Raw genomic sequence first — 19,515 nt, forward strand, 5'->3', positions numbered from 1 at the left:
GACTCATTTAATTTTCAACACTATAAAGATGGCTTCATATCAAGCCATCTCAGTTTATAGAAGTGTATAAAATAAATGAAATCTAACTAATTAATTCTTCAAGCGAGTAGGTTGCTTTCTTCTCAGTAAAGTAAGCATGTAATAATTCATTTTCATCTAACATTTGTTGATTTTTTTTATCAAGAGTAAAGACGACGTTGTATTTATATCCTTTTTGAAAGTTAGAAAAAACTTGAAATAATTTTGTTTCTTTATTCAAGGAGATCGATTTGATTTTTTGGATATATTGTTCGTTTCCATAAAACCGTTCCATTAAAAAACGTATAACAACAAAATGCCTATTTTTCCACTCACCCCATAAGGAAACGATTAAAAATAATAGACAAATCCAAATTGTAATATTCATAGGCTGAATTATGATTGTAAGTAATGAGGATAACAATAAAAATACAAAAGATGAGTACAAGCTATATATATGAGCTCTAACGAAAGGAAAGATCAATGAAAATAACTGATAGATTAATTTCCCTCCGTCTAATGGCCATATTGGTAATAAATTAAAACAAAGAATACTAAGATTGTAATTGATAAAAAGTGTATAGAGGTTTTCAGGCATTAAATTCATTTGAAATAGGAAGTTAGCGATTATATATAAAGTTAAATGTTGAATGGGGCCAGAAATTGTAACAATAAACTCCTCGTAAGTCGGTCGATTTCCATGTTCATCAAGATCTACAACTCCCCCAAACGGAAGTAGCGTAATTTTATTTATTCTCCAATTAAATGAAGTAGCAGCAATGGCGTGACCTAATTCGTGGCAGAAAATTATAATTGATACAAACAATACTGACCAAAAATTAGCTGTCATAATACCAATACATGCAATTAATAAATACAGTGGATGAACTGAAATTTTGGAAGGAAGAGTTAGCCATTTATTCAAATGGAATCACCTGTTTCGGATCTATAAATTTTTCCCCCATTTTAATTGCGAAATAATAAGTACCTAGATTCCCTTCATCATTGGATGATACCGTTCCGATAACCTTTTTACTATCCACTTCGTCATAAACTTTTACATTAGTTGTTCCTAATTTTCCGTACCAAGATTCTGAACCATCGGCGTGTTGAATAATGACCGTATTCCCTAAATTATCTTTCTTTCCTACAAAAAGTACTCGACCTTTTTTGATTGACTCTACTTTTTGGTTAGCTTCAGTTTGAATCAATATCCCTTGGCCGTCCGTTTTAAAACTTTGCAGTACTTTACCACTTGCAGGAACAGCATAATTATCATTTCCAACATTCTCTTTTTGATCATTTAATTGCGGTAAAAAAGCAATAGGACTACCAAACCGATCTTCATACCATTTCTGTAATGAAGCAAACTGAAATTCACTTTCATAAACTTGTGAAAGACCATGCCGAACTTGAGATGCCATAGGTGAGTTACTTTTTAAGATGATGGCTAAAGCTAGTACAATAATCGCGCATAATAAACTTCTAAACATAAAGTTAGAGTTATTCATTATTTTCTTACCTTGCTCTTCTACCAAATCATCATAAGTATAAGTGTATCCGCCCTCAGTATTTTGCACTTCTTTTACCGGAAATTTGCTCATCAATTGATTCGGATTTCCCCATTTTTCTTCTTGTTCACGCCGTTTAGCAATCCGCTTTCTTATATCATCTACGCGCTTACTCAAAGTGTCACCTCTCCTCGCAACCTAGTTATTTAATTTATATGAATCTATAGGACAACTTATGAGTAGATAATTTGAAAAGTGGACAAAGGTATTAGACAGGATTTTGGAGGTGATTAAAGAGGAAATTTGAAAAATAGAAAAAAGAAAAACACTTCGCTTTTTACGAAGTGTTATCGGATACCAAATAATTTTTTCACTTTAAAGAAAATACTCTTTTCAGTTTCTAATGATTGTAATGGTACAGATTCCCCTAGCACTCTTCTTGCAATATTTCTATATGCAATAGAAGCTTTTGAATTTGGATTCATCGCTACAGGTTCACCACTATTAGTTGCCTTAATAACGTTTTCATCATCTTGGACAATACCAATTAAATCTACAGCTAACATTGAAGTAATTTCATCAACATCTAAGCTATCTCTATTTTCCATCATATGACTTCTAATACGATTGATTACTAGTTTAGGAGGCTCAATATCCTCTTGATCTAATAATCCAATAATACGATCTGCATCACGAATTGAAGAAACTTCAGGAGTTGTGACAACGATCGCTTTATCTGCACCTGCTACTGCATTTTTATATCCTTGCTCAATACCAGCAGGGCAGTCTATTAATATATAATCATAGTCTTTTTTTAATTCATCAACAAGCTCTCTCATTTGTTCAGGAGAAACAGCAGTTTTATCGCTTGTTTGTGCAGCAGGTAATAAATATAAGCATTCAAAACGCTTATCCTTTATTAATGCCTGATGCGTTTTACAGCGACCTTCAACAACGTCCACTAAATCATAGACGATGCGGTTTTCTAATCCCATGACAACGTCTAAGTTACGTAGGCCGATATCAGTGTCAATTAAGCACACTTTTTTTCCAAACATCGCTAATGCTGTTCCTAAATTTGCTGATGTAGTTGTTTTACCAACTCCACCTTTACCAGATGTAATTACTATAGCCTCTCCCACAGTTACATCATGCCCCTTTCTAACCTTGTCAAACTAGGTCTAAGATGAGTCAGAAATTGAATGCGATCGACAATGATTTGGCTGTCTTCGTTTATATACGCGCATTCCATCTCATTGCCTTCATCACCATAATGATCCGGTGCTCTGTTCATTATGCTGCAAATTCTCAACTGCATTGGTCTCATTATTGATGCCGCAATAACTGCCTCCTTATTACCATTAAAGCCGGCATGAGCAGTACCTCTTAGTGCACCCATAATAAAGATATTTCCACCCGCAATAACAGTTCCACCTGGGTTAACATCACCGATTAACAGTAAATCACCTTTCACTTGGAGAATCTGACCGGATCTTACCATTCTACAAATAGGTACAATTTCCTCCCTTTTCATCCATTCAATAGCTTCTTGCTTCGAAATCACATTACTTTCGATTGTTTCAACCACAAGATTATTCTTTTTACGAACAATTGAACGAATAATTTCATCTTGTTCGGGAGATAGAAAACGATTTCCTATTTTTAAACGAACTGCAAGTAAGGGACGATCATTGCTCTCAAACAAGTGGGTAGACAGTCTTTCTTCAATTTCATCTACTAAAATTTGAAAAGAACATGTATCATCGAGGTGCAGTGTTAGACCATCTTTCGTTCCTTTTATTGTAACATATTGTTGCCTCTGTTCCATGATAAGTGTTCACCCCGATTGTATAATTCGACATGCACCCGAAAAATCCTTTATTTTTCCTCATTATTTTCACTAATCGTTCTTAATAATGATGAGAAAGGATATGCAAAAATTAATATAAATAGTGCATTCAGTAATAATGTCGGAAATAATCGATGATTCAAGAAGTATGTATTATTCATATTAGTAAATCCGAACAACGCATTTAATCCGTATACTAAATATTCTAAGGCTGCTGTCCATATTATAACAAGAATACTTCGAACGAATAAATTCGCGTAAAGTATTTTAATTGCTTGACTTATTAAAAAGATAAATAACGGAAAAGCAGCTAAATATATACCTATAATCTCTGTATAAACAATATCATAAATGAATCCAAAGATAACACCATAAATAAGTGCCTTCTTCGGATTGTAATATAATGTAATAAATAATAAACCAAAAAATAAAAAATGTGGAACAATTATCGCATTATGACCAAGAATGTTAGGCGATACAGTTGATACATAAATATTTTCTAAAATAAACAGAAATGTTAAAAGGAGAGGTAAACCATACTTACTCATTTACTAATTACTCTCCTTTCTGTAACTGATCAATTGAACGCTTAACAGCTAGTACATGATTTATGTCATTAAAATCTGCTTGCGGTTTAATATAGGCTGTTTGAGTTAGCCCATGTTCATCAGGCACAACTTCCTCAACTTTACCTATTGGTAGATTAGCTGGGAAAACACCACCAAGACCTGAAGTCACAACTATTTGTCCTTTTTTTACTTTTGCATTTGAAGGAATTCGTTTGAATAATAAAGCTTGTTTCTCAACATCATAACCTTCTATCAAACCAAAAACCGTATCTTTTTGCTGAATTTTAGCAGAAATTCTATTTGTACGATCTGAAGAACTTAATAATTGTACAGTTGATGAAAATTTAGAAACATTTTTAACTTTACCAATTAAGCCTTTAGAAGTGATAACTGCCATTTCTTTTTCAATTCCACTTATTGATCCTTTATCTATGGTAATGATTTGTTGCCATTTATCCGGATCTCTTATTGTTACTGTAGCTTGAAATGTATCATAATCACTTAAGCTTTTTTTGATTCCAATCATGTCTTTTAATTCTTTATTTTCTTTTTCTAATGCTTTCTCACGTACAGATAATTCAACATATTTATCGAGCTTACTTTTCAAAACTTGATTTTCATCATATGTATCTTTTAAGTCCGCCATATTATTAAATAAACCCGCAATAAGTTGTGCGGGCTTATTAAATACTTTTTCAGTCAAACTTACTGTATCTTTAATAAACTGCTCAGGAATTGAAAGGTTTCTATTACTTCTTAAAGAATAACCTAGAAGTGCCACTAGTAAGATAATAGCAGCTAAGACAATCATTAAACGTTTATTTTGAAAAAATTGTGGCATTCTTACACCCTCTTATAACAATTCAACTTTTTGTTCTAACGATTTCATGAATGTAATCCTCACTAATTGTAGTGAGGATTACAAATTTTAACTAATCTTCTTATTAAAGAACTTATATAGAAGTTCACTTTTTTAGAAAACTAGCTTATTTTTTAAAACATTTTCCATTCAATTTTATCGATATTGATTTGAATTTGCACCAAAATTCTTTTTGAAAATATCGATATTATCTAACGCTTTACCTGTACCCATTGCAACACAGTCAAGAGGGTCTTCTGCAACTATTACAGGCATATTTGTTTCTTGAGCAATTACTTTATCAATATTACGAAGAAGTGCTCCACCGCCTGTAAGTACGATTCCACGATCAATAATGTCTGCTGCTAATTCAGGTGGCGTTTTCTCTAAGGTGTTTTTTACAGATTCAACAATTGCCGCAACTGTATCACTTAATGCTGTTGCAATTTCTTCACCATGGATTGTAATAGTTTTAGGTAAACCTGAAATTAAATCACGACCACGAATATCCATTTGTTCATCTGATTCAGTTTTGATAGCTGAACCAATTTCAAGCTTTAACTGTTCGGCAGTTCGTTCACCAATTGATAAGTTATAGTTCTTTTTAATATATTGAATGATCGCTTCGTCCATATCATCACCGGCAGTACGAATCGATTGACTTGTAACGATACCACCTAATGAGATAATTGCAACTTCAGTTGTTCCTCCACCAATATCAACAACCATACTTCCAGTTGGTTCCATAACCGGTAAATTAGCACCAATTGCTGCTGCAAAAGGTTCTTCAATTAAGAATGCATCACGTGCACCCGCTTGTCTTGTTGCATCGATAACGGCTCTTTTTTCAACAGCAGTAATACCTGATGGTACACATACCATTACGTAAGGTTTACGTGAGAAAAATCCGTTACTTTTTTGAGCTTGATCAATATAGTGTTTCATCATTGTTGCTGTTGTTTCAAAATCAGCAATTACACCATCTTTCATTGGTCTAGTTGCAACAACATTTCCTGGAGTACGACCAATCATTAGTTTTGCTGAATTACCTACAGCAACAATTTGTTTCGTATCCGTCCTTAAAGCAACAACAGAAGGTTCTCTAACTACTATTCCTTTTCCTTTTACAAAGACTAAAGTATTCGCAGTACCTAAGTCTATTCCTAAATCACGAGTAAATCCACCTAATCCAAACATATGTATCTTCCTTTCTAAAACGTACAACTTAAATTCATATTTAAAGTATCTATACTATATTCTCTTATCGTTAGTAAATAACAGGTTTTTATCCATAACTTACATTATAAAACAATTAGCTACTAATGAACACCCTTAAACGTAACCTTTTTCTTTTAAACTGACATACTTATGTTCACCAATTATGATATGGTCTAGTAATTCAATTCCAATTATTTTTCCACATTCAACTAATCGTTTTGTTACTTCGATATCTTCTCGACTTGGAGTTGGATCCCCACTTGGATGATTGTGTAAACAAATAATCGAGCTTGCAGATCTACGAAAAGCTTCTTTAAAAACTTCACGAGGATGGACGATTGAAGCATTTAAACTACCTTTAAAAATAGTTTCACGGGCAATAACTTGATTTTTCGTATTTAAGTATAAACATACAAAATGCTCTTGTTCAAGAAATCGCATTTCATCCATCATAAATTTAGCACAATCATCTGGACTTTTAATCATAAATCTTTCGTCATATTGAAGACGGTTAATCCTTTTTCCTAATTCAAAGGCAGCAATTAACTGTATAGCTTTCGCTTCACCGATCCCTTTAATATTTGATATTTCTTCAACAGACGCATTCATTAATAATCTTAGTCCATCAAATTTCAATAAAAGTTCGTTTGAAACTTTTAAAACCGATTCATTTTTTGTCCCAGTCCTTAATAAAATCGCAAGTAAATCCTGGTTAGACAAACTACCAGGACCAAATTTTAACAATCGCTCTCTTGGCCTTTCATCTTTCGGAAAATCTTTAATGAGAAGCGAATTTGACAAAGTATCACCTCAAATCAAAAGTTAGAAATTTAGTTCTCTTAGTTTTTTCTTAACTTTATTGATCGGAAGTCCAACAACAGAATAATAGTCGCCGTCAATTTTCTCTACAAATGTTCCGCCATATCCTTGTATGCCGTAAGAACCAGCTTTATCCATCGGTTCATTAGTATCGATATAATCAATTATTTCTTGATCACTTAGTTCACTAAAGGTAATTTTTGTACATTGATAAAAGCTACTACTTTTACCTTCATTAATAATTGAAACTCCAGTAAAAACCTCGTGTGTTTTTCCAGATAGCATTTTTAACATGGCAAATGCATCTTCTTTTGAGGTTGGCTTACCTAGTTTTTTATCATTATAAGTAACGATCGTATCAGCACCGATTACTACTGCATTTGGAAATTTATTGGATACATCTATAGCTTTTTCTTCCGCCAATTTCATTACTATCTCAGAAGACTGTAAGTTCTGCTCCATTACTTCTTCAACATCACTAGTTTCAATGATAAAAGGGATATTTAACATGCTAAGAAGTTCTTTTCTTCGAGGAGATGCAGAGGCTAATATAAGTTTTTTCATTTTATTCACCTATTATTTTTTTTAAAAGGAAGGATACATGACTATCCTACCCAGATAATCACTATAACACAAATTAGTAAAAAACACTTTTCGTTGCCTATTCGTTATTAAAATGTAATAAAAATGAAAGTTTTGTTAAGTATTAAAATACTCTAATAATAAAATTTCATTTTTAAATATTTTATGTCCAAACCCAGTCTTTTCGGAATAAAATTTGCTTAAAATTTGAATAGATATAAATTACAATAAGAAGTTTTTAATGATAAATATTAATTTCTTTCATTTTATTTGTAATAAAAAATACAATAACAAAAATTATTTGTCAGTGCATTCACGCTGCTAAAAAATAATCTTCAAATTTATTATCAAATTTTCGTAAAGGAGTAGNNCAATCAACTTATTCATCAAAATAAGTCTGCAATAAAACCTAATCAAATAGCCTTTAATTAGAGTAACATAACAGTTGTTTAATAAACTGTTTGTAGTCAAATAATAACTAACATTAATTTATAATCTAATAAATCGAATTTGTTTTTTTAATTAGCTCATAATATTTTTAACTTCAAAAAAAAAATTACTAGTGTTGTTGAAATAAATAAATTGCTCAAACATATTAAAATTTAAAATCAAGAATAAATCATCAAAAAATGATAATTTAATCATGAATAAATGTTCACATAGAGTACGTTTACTATATTGACCGTTTTATATTTCAACAAACTAAAAATACACTAACAAAATTTAATTTGTCAGTGTATTTTTTTGTTCTTTTAATATTTTAAATAAGGATAACATGTCATATTGGACTGATTGGGTTACTTTATTTAGATTTTGCTTACTGTTTGAGGACATTACTTTTTCAATGTTTTGTAAATGCTTAAGTCCGCTTAGTAATTGCTTATTTTTAATATAATCTTTTTGCTTACTCAAAATTAACATCGTTGAGCTTATTTGTTCAAGTTGTTTTTCATTATTAAAGTTTTGATCTGTTAAGTACGATAACATAAAATTAAATGTTTCCACTTCAGCTTTATACATATCTACTGATTGTTTTGGGCCTTTATATACTTGCCCACCAACTGTTTCTTCTTTTAAATAAGTACTTTTTAACTTTCTCTTCACTTCATCTGCTAAAAACGTGCTATCTTTCCCGCTCAAAGCAATAACGACGAAAAAATTATTATTTTTTTCATAAATGACAGGGGTAAAGCCATTTGTAGATACTTCTTTTTCATTTTTCTTCGCTGATTCCATACTTTTATACATTCCAACTTGTGCCAGATCAAACTTCACTGCTGGAATCTTCATTTGTACTTGATTCGTTGCAGTACCAGAAACCGATACACTATTTTTAGTTGGGGTAAGTGCATCTGGCTTTGATTGTTTAAATATACCTAAAAATACAAACCCAAAACATAGTCCTATTAAACTTGCACCTATAATAGAAATAATAATACTTTTCGAAGGTGACTTCTTTGTGAAAAAAGAAATCTTCTTTTTCTCCTTCACCTTTTGCTCTGGCTTAATCTTTTTCTTCTTTTTAACATCATCTAAAACGATTACTTTTTTCCCTAACCCATCAGGAGTTGGTAAAACCCATCCAAATTCCCCGTTCTTCTCCTCTACCTGATCCTGGGAAGTCACGGCACCTTCTTCAAACGCTTTTTCCTCGCCATTAATTTTAATTGATATCTTTGAGGACTTGTCCATATGAATCCTCCTACTACTTTATTTTAAAACGTAAAAAAATACTAACATATAATTCCAGAAAAACACGCCGACATTTGTCGAGGGCAAACAGGTATCGTGCAACAAAAAATTACAAAAACTTGCTCATTTTTTATCTACATAAATAAATAACCACCGTAGGATTTCCCGGTGGTTATTTGCTATACATTGCCACTTTATTTCTTCCAGCATTTTTTGCTTTTGAATACATAGCTCTGTCTGCACATCGAATTAAGTCTGACGGTTCTGTCGCCACAAATGGTGCAACAGCTGCACCTATACTTGCTGTTACTGTTAATTTAATTTGTTGATCTTCGTTAGTCATATGATTTGTAATGTAAAATGGAATAATTTCAAGAGATTTTCTAATTTCTTCTGCTAAATCATATGTTTCTTTTTCACTATGATTTACGAGCAGTACTGAAAATTCTTCTCCACCAAAACGAGCAACTAAACCACATTGATTCACTACCAGTTTAATCCGTCTTGCAACTTCAAATAATACTTCATTACCTGCTTGATGACCGTATCGGTCATTCACTCTTTTAAAATAATCTAAATCAATTAGAAGTAATGAAATTGACTTTATCTTGAATGCTTTCAACCGGTCAAATTCATCTTTAATTTTAGATTCGAGATATTCAAAATTATATAAGCCGGTTAAAGAATCGGTTTCACTTCTGATTTTTGTTTGTAAGTAAAACCTTGCATTTTCAACCGCAATTGCGAGATATAATGCAAGTATTTCGATTAGAACTACTTGGTATTTTTTAAAAGCATTTTTTTGTTCTGATGCAATTGTGAGTACACCAACTACTTCTTGATTTTTTATAACAGGGATTGATAATAAACTTTCTGCTTCTAAAAATTTCAAATGATCATTTGTGTACCATTGTGATCGTCTGTTAAAATTATATCTTCTTTTTTCAAAAAATACTTTTTTAGATATTGAGCCATCAAGCGTATCAAAGTAAGGACAACTAAATATTTTTTCATCACATTTATTTTGAAAATATCTTTTTAATTTAAGCGATTTATCTTCAACTATACATAAATTTCCATATGAAACTGGAATTAAAGTAGTTAATTGTTCAAAAAACTCATCGATTACTTCCTCTTCTTCCATTCTTTGAGACAGTTTTTGACTTATTTTCATCGTTTGCTTTAAATATTTGTTCATATTTAAAGCAGAGGATAAAGAGTTTAAAATAATCATTAAGATAATATAGTAAATAGTTATGTAAATTATCGTAATATATCCTTTTGTCTCTAACATTAAATATAGACTTATTCCGATTGGATACATTAATAGATAGATAAACAAATCCCACTTAAATTCTCTATTAATTAATTTCATTTCTCTTTTATACAAGTGAATCGTAATAAAATAAATAACGATTTGATTAATCCAAAAAGATGCAAGTGTGTAAATGAGGATTGGAATTAAGCTGTTCAATATTTCTTTAGTCCCAGTAGGTTCAATCTTTCCCCCAACTAAATAATAAAGAAGTGCACTTCCAATAGAACATAATGCAAACATTAACGAATTAAGCGGCATTCGGTAGAGGGTTTTTTTCGTAATACTCAATCTTATATACAGAATCGAATAGGCTAATTGACTTATTAAAAGTTCTGCAACTAAACCATAAGATAAAAAAACCAAAATTGATATTCCAAAAATAAAAGAAAATGTAGCATCATTAATTTTAATCGGCATATTGGCTACAATTAGAAATAATGCGATTATAATTAAAAAATTTGAACGATCTATATGTCTAAGAGGGCTAACCATATTAGCATAATAAAATATGATAGGCATTAGTACAATCCATGCAATCCAAATCAACCTATTACTATGCTTACTAATCAAGACTATGGGCCCTCCTTTACAATTCTAAGCGAATTTTTTTAGCAAATATCTTCTCACTACTGAGATAAAATATAAAGAACCGGTTATTAACAATATCTCGTTTTCCTGTATATCCTTTATATTCTTATCGATTGCAATAGATAAATCACTTTCATATTTTATATTAAGTGTATTAGCATTCGAAATTAATTCGTCTTTATTCATCGCTCTAGGAAAATCAAAAGTTGTCATTACAATATTATTTGTTATTTCTCGTAATTCTTTTAACATCTCTCGGGCATTTTTATCTTTCAAGGCAGAGAACACAATCCTTATTTCCTTATCAAGAAAACGGTTATTCATCGTCTCCACTAAACTTTTAATTCCTTCAACATTATGTGCACCATCAATATAAATGACAGGATTAGAAGCTATTCGTTCTAATCTACCTGCTTTTTGAGCTATTTTTAATCCTCTTTTGATATTATCTTCACTAAACTTCATTCCATATTTATTTTGTAATAATTGAACAACACAGATTGCGCAAGAAGCATTCCTAATTTGATGGTTTCCAAGCATTGATAACTCAATATGATCAATTAGCCTGTCATTACCTTTGTAATTAAACTTTTCATAAAGTGAATCTTTCAAAGGAGAAGCAAAAAAATGCTTTCCATATTCAAAATAATCAGCTTCATTTTTGATTGCAGCATTTTGAATAATCGTTAAAGCGTTTTCTTTCAATTCTGCTGTAACAATTGGAATTCGCTTTTTAATAATTCCTGCCTTATGCTTAGTGATTTCTTCTATTGTTTCACCAAGAATTTGTTGATGATCATGGCCAATACTCGTAATAATACTAATTAAAGGTGTCATTACATTTGTGCAATCCTCTAACCCACCTAAACCAGCTTCTACTAAAAATATGTCATGTTCTTTTATTTTACCGAAAAAGTAAAAAGCCATTGTTGTAATGATTTCAAATTCAGTTGGAGCACCACAAGGTAACTGTTCAACTTCTTCAACAACTGGAATCATACAGTTTACTAGTTGAATAAATTCTTGTTCACTAATCATTTCACCGCAGAACATGATTTGTTCACGATAATCTAATATATATGGTGATGTAAAAGTTCCGACAGTATACCCTGCATCTAATAAAATACTTTGAAGGAAAGTAATTGTAGAGCCTTTTCCATTCGTTCCTGCGACATGAATTGCTTTGACATTTAGCTGAGGATTTCCTAGTCTAACTAGCATTTCTTCCATTCTTTTTAGTCCAGGTACAATGCCAAATTTTGTTCTGTTATACATCCATTTCAATGCTTCCTCATATGTATTAACCATCTTAACCCTACCTTTATAGTAAAAACGACGAATCATTAACTCAATTCGTCGTTTTTATTTGACTAACTTTTATTGCAGTCAATTAGATTGCCTGCTTAAACTACTTATTTACTTAGTTCTGCAATTCGAGCTCTTACAGATTCTTGTTTTTCAAGATAATCTTTTTCTTTACGACGCTCTTCTTCAATAACTGCTGCAGGAGCTTTCGCTACAAAACCTTGGTTACTTAATTTCTTTTGAACTCGTTCAACTTCACTAGTCCATTTTTCTAATTCTTTCTCTAAACGTTTTTTCTCTTCTTCAAGATTAATTAATCCTTCTAGCGGAAGATAAAGCTCAGCCCCACTAATTACTGCTGACATCGATTTTTCTGGTGCAGTTAAGTTAGTAGAAATTGTTAATTCTTCTGGATTACAAAAGCGTTCAATATATGAACGATTTTCTTCTAATGCAGCTGCAATCGTTTCATCCTTTGCAGAGATCATTAGTTGAACTTTTTTGCTCATTGGCGTGTTTACTTCTGCACGAATATTACGAACTGAACGAATTAACTCAACTAATATTTTCATCGTTTCAGAAGCTTCTTTATTTGTTAATTCCTCTCTAACTGTCGGCCAAGCAGAAACTGTAATAGACTCCCCTTGGTGTGGTAGAGATTGCCAAATTTCTTCAGTAACGAAAGGCATAAATGGATGTAAAAGCTTCATTGTACTTTCTAATACGTGTGCAAGAACTGAACGAGTCATGTTTTTTGCATCTTCATTGTCACCGTATAAAGGAATCTTTGCCATTTCAATATACCAGTCACAAACATCGTCCCAAATGAAGTTATAAAGTACACGGCCAACTTCACCAAATTCATAACGATCGATTAAAGTTGTTACACTTTCAATTGTTTCATTTAAACGAGTTAATATCCATTCATCAGCAACAGATTTTTCTTTCGTTAAATCGATATTTTCATATGTGAAGCCTTCCATATTCATTAAAGCAAAACGAGAAGCATTCCAAATTTTGTTTACAAAGTTCCAAGTAGCTTCAACTTTCTCAATACTGAAACGTAAATCTTGGCCTGGTGAACTTCCTGTTGTTAAGAAGTAACGTAATGAATCTGCTCCATATTTCTCAATAACATCCATTGGGTCAACACCATTACCAAGCGATTTACTCATTTTACGTCCTTGCTCGTCACGTACTAAGCCATGAATTAAAACATCGTTAAATGGACGTTTACCAGTAAATTCAATTCCTTGGAAAATCATTCGTGATACCCAGAAGAAAATAATATCATAACCAGTTACTAATACATTTGTTGGGAAGTAAGCTTGGAAATCCTTACTTTCTTCATTTGGCCAACCTAAAGTTGAGAATGGCCATAATGCTGAACTGAACCAAGTATCTAAAACATCGTTATCTTGATTCCAATTTTCAATATCAGCTGGTGGCTCTTGATTTACATAAATCTCACCAGTTTCTTTATGGTACCAAGCCGGAATACGATGTCCCCACCATAATTGGCGTGAAATACACCAGTCACGTATATTTTCCATCCAACGTAGATACGTTTTTTCAAAACGATCCGGTACAAATTTTACGCTATCATCAGAATTTTGTAATGCTACTGCAGCATTAGCTAGTGGTTGCATTTTAACAAACCATTGAGTTGATAAATATGGCTCAACAACCGCTCCGCTACGTTCACTATGACCTACAGAATGCATATGTTCTTCGATTTCAACAAGAACACCCATCTCTTGTAAATCTTTAACGATTTGTTTACGGCATTCAAAGCGATCCATACCATTGTACTTTCCTGCTTTTTCATTCATCGTACCATCTTCATTCATTACAAGAATGCGAGGTAAGTCATGACGGTTTCCAACTTCAAAATCATTAGGGTCATGGGCAGGAGTAATTTTTACAACTCCAGTACCAAATTCCATATCAACATAATCGTCAGCAATAATTGGAATTTCACGATTAACGATTGGAAGTGTAACTGTTTTACCAACCATTGATTTATATCTTTCGTCTTCTGGATGAACCGCAATAGCAGTATCGCCAAGCATTGTTTCAGGACGAGTAGTTGCAATTTGAATTTTTCCAGTTCCGTCTGTTAATGGATATTGCATATGGTAGAATGCACCTTGAACATCCTTATAAATAACTTCGATATCTGATAAAGCTGTTTTTGTTGCTGGATCCCAGTTGATGATATATTCACCACGATAGATTAAACCTTTTTTGTATAGCTTAACGAATACTTCTTTTACTGCATCAGATAGCCCCTCATCTAATGTGAAACGTTCACGAGAGTAATCTAAACCTAAACCGATTTTTTCCCATTGAGAACGAATGTGTGAAGCATATTCTTCTTTCCACTCCCAAGCTTTTTCTAGGAATTTTTCACGTCCTAAATCATATCTTGATAAGCCTTCTTCTCGTAATTTCGCTTCAACTTTTGCTTGTGTAGCAATACCAGCATGGTCCATACCAGGTAAATAAAGTACGTCATAACCTTGCATTCGTTTAGTACGAGTTAAGATATCTTGTAATGTTGTATCCCAAGCATGACCTAAGTGTAATTTTCCAGTTACGTTAGGTGGAGGAATTACGATTGTATATTTCGGCTTTTCTGATTCCACTTGTGCTTCAAAGAATTTCCCATCTAACCAAAATTGGTAACGATCTTTTTCAACTAAATTCGGATCATATTTTGTTGGTAATGATTTTTTTGTAGTTTCCATTCGGATTCATCTCCTCTAATAATTATTGAAAAATAAAAAAACTCCACTCATCCTTGAAAAGGACGAATGGAGTTGAATTCGCGGTACCACCTTTTTTTGTCAGAAAAAACTTTTGTTTAACTGACACACTTAAAAAAGATAACGGATCATCCGGTAACTTCTAATCACTAAAAGCTTTCGAAGTCACTGCTCAAGGGCGACATTCCAACTCTATTTTCTAGAAACCTCCCACCAAATGGTTTCCTCTCTGAAGAACTAGTTCGTTGTACTCTTCCCTATCATTGCATTTCATTATGAATATATGTAATAGTCTACAAAATTTACTTAAGCTTAGTCAACATTATTTCTAATTTCTTTCTAGATTATTCAATATGTGTCAATATAGTACCACATTTTTTAATACATAAAAAAAATACGACAAATAATTGTAATGATTATTTAACATTCTGGTATACTAGTACTTATTTAATTATGCGATAATTATATAGTATGTAGATATAATTTTTAGGGGGATATTCATGGGTTTATTTAAAAATACATTAGCTCGTGTTCTCGGAATCGGTGGAACGAGAATCGATACAAAGCTTGAAAAAACAGAATATCAAGCTGGTGAACGAGTAAAAGGTGAATTATATATAAAAGGTGGTCGAGTTAAACAAGAACTAGATTCCGTCTTTTTACATGTAATGACTGAATATCAAGTTGAATCAAATGATAAGATTGTTAATAAGAATGGTACTTTACAAAAATTTATCGTATCAGTTGATCGTATAATAAATGCAAATGAAGAAGTTGTTATTCCTTTCTTTTTCACCTTATCTGAAAATACACCAGTATCACTTCACAAATCCCATATTTGGATTAAAACTCATTTAGAAATAGAAAAAGCTGTTGACCAATATGATGCTGATGGCGTACAAGTAGTTCCTTCAGTAGGCTTAAAAACGGTAATCCAGGCACTTCAAGAAGAAGGATTTGTATTAAGAGATAGTGAAAACAAAAAGAAATATGGAAAAATTATTCAAGAATTTGAATTTTACCCAATGAATGGCGAATTCCGTGGAAAATTAGAGGAGGTTGAAGTTAACTATTTAAGCTTTGACAAAACAGTCGACTTAATCCTTCAACTTAATCAAAAACAAAAAGAAACAACAGGTAAGTTTTCTAAATTCTTTGGTACAGATGAAAATAATGTTCGAATCTCTTTTTCAAAGGATCATATTACGGACAAGGATTTTGTACGTAAAAGTGTAGTAAACGCTATTAAACGTCATGTAAAATAATAAACATAAAAAACATCTATCCATGTTGCTAACATTAATGCGGTGATTGGATAGATGTTTTTATTTTCTCTCTTAATTATGCAGTTTGAACTCATAAACCATCTATAGATTTCTCTGCTTCAATATCCTCTTGTATTTTAGAAACAAAAAATTCAATATTAATCATATGCCAGTATGCATTTAATAAATCTCTTACATTGTCTTTTTCATTATTAACCCCGGATCGCTTTAAATAATTAGAAATTTTGGAAGAAAACTGAGTTGGATATGCCATATAGCTTAAAAATAACATTCTTTCCTCTTCTCTTAATGAAAAATTCTTTTCATACATTTTAAGCCAATTATTACGATCAGGTTGCTGAATAGGATATGTTTTAAAAGAATTCTTATAATAGTTCGATAAATCTTGAATTGGTGTAGTTTCTTGTGCATTTTCTAGATTGATAAAGACACCTTCACCTCTTTTATTTACAAGAAAATGGGAAATAGATAAATTTCCATGGTTCATGACAACTCTCGTATTTTCAGTTTCTTTCATTTTTTTAAACCATTCATCTAACTGTCCCTTAGCAAATTGATGTGCACTTAATATTTTATGAAAATACGTACAATAGCTTAGTTCATAAGGTGACATATACCAATTACCTTCTGCAACTTCAATGAAATTTTCCAATACTTCTTTATCTTTACTCCACCTTTTTGTTAACGTATCATAGTGGATTTGTAATTGATCTTTATCTACCTTTTTCTCTTTTTGTGTACTGTTGTGCATCTTACCTAGTGATGTAAACATTCGTTGAAAATGCAAATTCTCATCTGACTTTTCATCAACACTTTCAATCCACGGCATTAAATAGTAATGCTTCGTATTAAATTCAACAATATAATCTCCACTCTGGGTATGATATATTGGTACAACATTTCGAAAGCCTTTATCTTGTAAAGAACGAACATTTTCAATCAAATTATTTCTATAAACTCGATTCACATTTGCCTCTTTTAGCGCAAATACACCTTGATTCGTATAGATCTTAACTACCTTACCAACAGTTTCAAAATAATTTGGTACAATATGATACTGTGCTAAAATGACGCTTATTTCATCTTTAGGTTTTCTATACAAGATGCGTCACTCTCACTTTCTAAATGCGTAAAAGCCTTGTATTAGTAGACAAGTGTCTTAACTAATACAAAGCTCTTACCATATTGTTATTGTTTTATAGCAGTTACAGGAATATAAATGATTTGCCCTTCTGATAAAAATTCATCATTCAAGTTATTAACCCGATTCAACTGCTGAGTTTGTAAGTTATATTTTTTAGCGACAGATTCAATTGTATCTCCATTTTGAGCTAAATATAGTTTTAATTTAGTATAAGAATCTTCTCTTCCTTCGCCAGTAAACAAACTTGATAGTAGATTGTCACTTTTAATGCTTCTTGCTTCGCTTACTTCTTCTTTTACTTCCTTTTTACCAACTGGATCAGCTTTTATTTCTACTTTTGGTAATTCAGGTGGTGGTGCTTCTTGTTGCTCCACTTGAGCTTGATAATAATCTGCATAATATGGTGGTGTTTGACGAACATCATTTGGATTCGCGAAATTATTTTCTTGATTTACTTGAGGGAATGGATTTTGATAGAATTGCTCCTGATTTTGATAGAATTGTTCCTGATTTTGATTATATGCAAATGGAGCTTGCTGAAATTGTTGGTTAACATATGGTTGATAGTTTTGCTCTAAAGTTCGATTATATAGCTCTTCATATTTTTCTATTTCTTTTTGAGCATTGTTTTCATTATTAACATTTTGCAAAGTGCTGAAATCATTATCTAAGAAGCTAGGTCTACTATTTAATGAATTGTTTAAATAACTGTGTACATTAAAATCATTATTCAAGAAACTAGGTCGCTCATTATACGGATTGTTAGTTGCCTGTGCTGTATTTTCACTTTGACTAGCTTCTACATCATTATTATTCATTAAGAAGCTCGGGGTTGTATCCACTGCTTGTGGTTCCATTGCTTGTGATTCCATTGCTTGTGGTTCCATTGCTTGTGGTTCCATTGCTTGTGGTTCCATTGCTTGTGGTTCCATTGCTTGTGGTTCCATTGCTTCTGCTGATATATTAAAGCCTCTAAATACTTCTTCGTATTCTTCCTCTTGAGCTTCTGATTGCTCTTCTAACTGCTCTGACTGCACTAATTCCTCTGACTGCTCTGACTGGACCATAATTTCAATATTAGATTGTTCTTCTACTTGTTGTTCCTCTTCATAACTTTGTTCTTCGCTTTCTTCTAACTCATAATAATGTTCCACTTCATTTTCAACTGCTTCGACTCGATCTTCAACTACTTCTTCAGGCTGAAAAACCTCTAAGTAAGTAGGTTGCCCAGGATATGTGTCTTGTTCTTCTTGCTCATCATTCTCTTCAAGGGATTGAATCCAATCACTGCCGTAAAGATTATCTTGTTCACTTGATTCCTGTTCTGAAGTTGGTTGATGGAAGAATTGGAATTGTTCCTCTTGTTCTCTTTCTTCCTGATACTCATATCCTTCATTTCCTTCATTACTTGAGCGATATTCGTTTTCGTATGCGTAGTTATTATATTGCTCATACCCTCTTTGTTCTTGATAAGTTTCTACTGCTCTATTATGGTCATGTAGACCAGAAATACATAAATCAGCAGCAATTTGAATACTACCTTTTTCAGCTATTTGATAATCAAATGTCTCTACTGAAACACATAGATTTTCTAGATCAGTAATCCTAGTTAATGGTATTGAAATATCTACAGGGAACTGATGAATCATTTCACAACTTCCATCTTCAAGAGCGATTACATTTTCAATCATTCTTGAAGGTGCTAATTCTCTTAATGAGTAATAATCACCTTGATTTGATAAATCAGGTGTGTAATTACCTTCTAAGGTTAAGACACCCTTCACTTGAACATATTCTTCAAATTGCTGTATAGTAATGTCTGGATTTAACGAGAGTGACCTTACCTCTTTAACTTCCTGTCCTTTTTGGAACCAGACAGTTTCTTTCAATGAAAAGCGAATATTTGTTTGATTTTCTGAAGACACCTTAATGTCCTCCTCTCATCGTCCAATTTGGTCTATGACATTACATTTTTATGAAAGAAACGAA

The 19,515-nt window shown here is 32.1% G+C and carries 16 protein-coding genes and 1 other annotated feature; of the genes, 1 reads left to right on the top strand and 15 read right to left on the bottom strand.

All coding sequences use genetic code 11. The features are described from left to right. Window positions 1-82 precede the first annotated feature (82 nt). The 13 genes from ABEY15_RS11130 to ABEY15_RS11190 all read right to left on the bottom strand — a co-directional run bounded on the left by ABEY15_RS11130 (window position 83) and on the right by ABEY15_RS11190 (window position 15,078). A complete protein-coding gene (locus ABEY15_RS11130; RefSeq protein ID WP_429890151.1) occupies window positions 83-943 on the bottom strand; it encodes a site-2 protease family protein in 861 nt (286 codons plus the stop codon). Next, on the bottom strand, window positions 936-1,706 hold the full coding sequence (locus ABEY15_RS11135) for a M23 family metallopeptidase (RefSeq protein ID WP_335484101.1): 771 nt from the start codon (window positions 1,704-1,706) through the stop codon (window positions 936-938). Before ABEY15_RS11135 ends, ABEY15_RS11130 begins: the two co-directional genes overlap by 8 nt. A gap of 170 nt (window positions 1,707-1,876) precedes the next feature. Next, window positions 1,877-2,671, bottom strand: a complete 795-nt coding sequence (gene minD, locus ABEY15_RS11140) for a septum site-determining protein MinD (RefSeq protein WP_056472557.1) — start codon at window positions 2,669-2,671, stop codon at window positions 1,877-1,879. A 2-nt stretch (window positions 2,672-2,673) separates the two neighbouring features. After that, a complete protein-coding gene (gene minC, locus ABEY15_RS11145) occupies window positions 2,674-3,360 on the bottom strand; it encodes a septum site-determining protein MinC (RefSeq protein ID WP_088014420.1) in 687 nt (228 codons plus the stop codon). A 47-nt stretch (window positions 3,361-3,407) separates the two neighbouring features. Beyond that, complete coding sequence (gene mreD / locus ABEY15_RS11150; protein WP_429890152.1) at window positions 3,408-3,926, bottom strand: rod shape-determining protein MreD; 519 nt, start codon at window positions 3,924-3,926, stop codon at window positions 3,408-3,410. A 7-nt stretch (window positions 3,927-3,933) separates the two neighbouring features. Further along, window positions 3,934-4,788, bottom strand: coding sequence for a rod shape-determining protein MreC (mreC, locus tag ABEY15_RS11155; RefSeq protein WP_429890153.1), 855 nt, complete (start codon window positions 4,786-4,788; stop codon window positions 3,934-3,936). A gap of 174 nt (window positions 4,789-4,962) precedes the next feature. Continuing rightward, window positions 4,963-6,003, bottom strand: coding sequence for a rod shape-determining protein (locus ABEY15_RS11160; RefSeq protein WP_331220757.1), 1,041 nt, complete (start codon window positions 6,001-6,003; stop codon window positions 4,963-4,965). Window positions 6,004-6,138: 135 nt separating this feature from the next. After that, window positions 6,139-6,825, bottom strand: coding sequence for a RadC family protein (gene radC / locus ABEY15_RS11165; RefSeq protein ID WP_429890154.1), 687 nt, complete (start codon window positions 6,823-6,825; stop codon window positions 6,139-6,141). 21 nt (window positions 6,826-6,846) lie between these two features. Further along, window positions 6,847-7,407 carry a Maf family protein gene (locus ABEY15_RS11170; protein WP_429890156.1) on the bottom strand — a complete coding sequence of 187 codons (561 nt, stop codon included), beginning with the start codon at window positions 7,405-7,407 and terminating at the stop codon, window positions 6,847-6,849. A gap of 741 nt (window positions 7,408-8,148) precedes the next feature. After that, window positions 8,149-9,117 (bottom strand): hypothetical protein, encoded by a 969-nt coding sequence (locus tag ABEY15_RS11175; protein ID WP_429890158.1) that lies wholly within the window; start codon window positions 9,115-9,117, stop codon window positions 8,149-8,151. 172 nt (window positions 9,118-9,289) lie between these two features. Further along, a complete protein-coding gene (locus ABEY15_RS11180) occupies window positions 9,290-11,005 on the bottom strand; it encodes a sensor domain-containing diguanylate cyclase (protein WP_429890159.1) in 1,716 nt (571 codons plus the stop codon). Window positions 11,006-11,029: 24 nt separating this feature from the next. Continuing rightward, the gene (locus ABEY15_RS11185; RefSeq protein WP_429890160.1) at window positions 11,030-12,331 is read right to left on the bottom strand and encodes a bifunctional folylpolyglutamate synthase/dihydrofolate synthase; all 1,302 of its coding nucleotides are present in this window, start codon (window positions 12,329-12,331) and stop codon (window positions 11,030-11,032) included. A 104-nt stretch (window positions 12,332-12,435) separates the two neighbouring features. After that, window positions 12,436-15,078 carry a valine--tRNA ligase gene (locus tag ABEY15_RS11190; RefSeq protein WP_429890161.1) on the bottom strand — a complete coding sequence of 881 codons (2,643 nt, stop codon included), beginning with the start codon at window positions 15,076-15,078 and terminating at the stop codon, window positions 12,436-12,438. A 55-nt stretch (window positions 15,079-15,133) separates the two neighbouring features. Continuing rightward, window positions 15,134-15,369: a binding site (T-box leader), on the bottom strand. Between the two features lie 227 nt (window positions 15,370-15,596). On the opposite strand from ABEY15_RS11190, the gene ABEY15_RS11195 reads away from it, so the two are divergent. Beyond that, a complete protein-coding gene (locus tag ABEY15_RS11195) occupies window positions 15,597-16,361 on the top strand; it encodes a sporulation protein (RefSeq protein ID WP_429890162.1) in 765 nt (254 codons plus the stop codon). 91 nt (window positions 16,362-16,452) lie between these two features. Here ABEY15_RS11195 and ysxE read toward each other — a convergent pair whose 3' ends face one another. Next, window positions 16,453-17,484, bottom strand: coding sequence for a spore coat protein YsxE (gene ysxE, locus ABEY15_RS11200; protein ID WP_429890164.1), 1,032 nt, complete (start codon window positions 17,482-17,484; stop codon window positions 16,453-16,455). A gap of 86 nt (window positions 17,485-17,570) precedes the next feature. Beyond that, window positions 17,571-19,451, bottom strand: a complete 1,881-nt coding sequence (locus ABEY15_RS11205; protein WP_429890165.1) for a LysM peptidoglycan-binding domain-containing protein — start codon at window positions 19,449-19,451, stop codon at window positions 17,571-17,573. Window positions 19,452-19,515 lie beyond the last annotated feature (64 nt).

This window comes from Gottfriedia acidiceleris (genome assembly GCF_050457485.1).
GTDB lineage: Bacteria > Bacillota > Bacilli > Bacillales > Bacillaceae_G > Gottfriedia > Gottfriedia acidiceleris_D.

What these genes read in the sequence shown, in the direction of transcription:
- ABEY15_RS11160 (WP_331220757.1), bottom strand. Translation starts at nt 6,003, where the DNA reads ATGTTTGGATTAGGTGGATTTACTCGTGATTTAGGAATAGACTTAGGT.
- ABEY15_RS11175 (WP_429890158.1), bottom strand. Translation starts at nt 9,117, where the DNA reads ATGGACAAGTCCTCAAAGATATCAATTAAAATTAATGGCGAGGAAAAA.
- mreC (WP_429890153.1), bottom strand. Translation starts at nt 4,788, where the DNA reads ATGCCACAATTTTTTCAAAATAAACGTTTAATGATTGTCTTAGCTGCT.
- mreD (WP_429890152.1), bottom strand. Translation starts at nt 3,926, where the DNA reads ATGAGTAAGTATGGTTTACCTCTCCTTTTAACATTTCTGTTTATTTTA.
- ABEY15_RS11195 (WP_429890162.1), top strand. Translation starts at nt 15,597, where the DNA reads ATGGGTTTATTTAAAAATACATTAGCTCGTGTTCTCGGAATCGGTGGA.
- ABEY15_RS11190 (WP_429890161.1), bottom strand. Translation starts at nt 15,078, where the DNA reads ATGGAAACTACAAAAAAATCATTACCAACAAAATATGATCCGAATTTA.
- ABEY15_RS11170 (WP_429890156.1), bottom strand. Translation starts at nt 7,407, where the DNA reads ATGAAAAAACTTATATTAGCCTCTGCATCTCCTCGAAGAAAAGAACTT.
- ABEY15_RS11185 (WP_429890160.1), bottom strand. Translation starts at nt 12,331, where the DNA reads ATGGTTAATACATATGAGGAAGCATTGAAATGGATGTATAACAGAACA.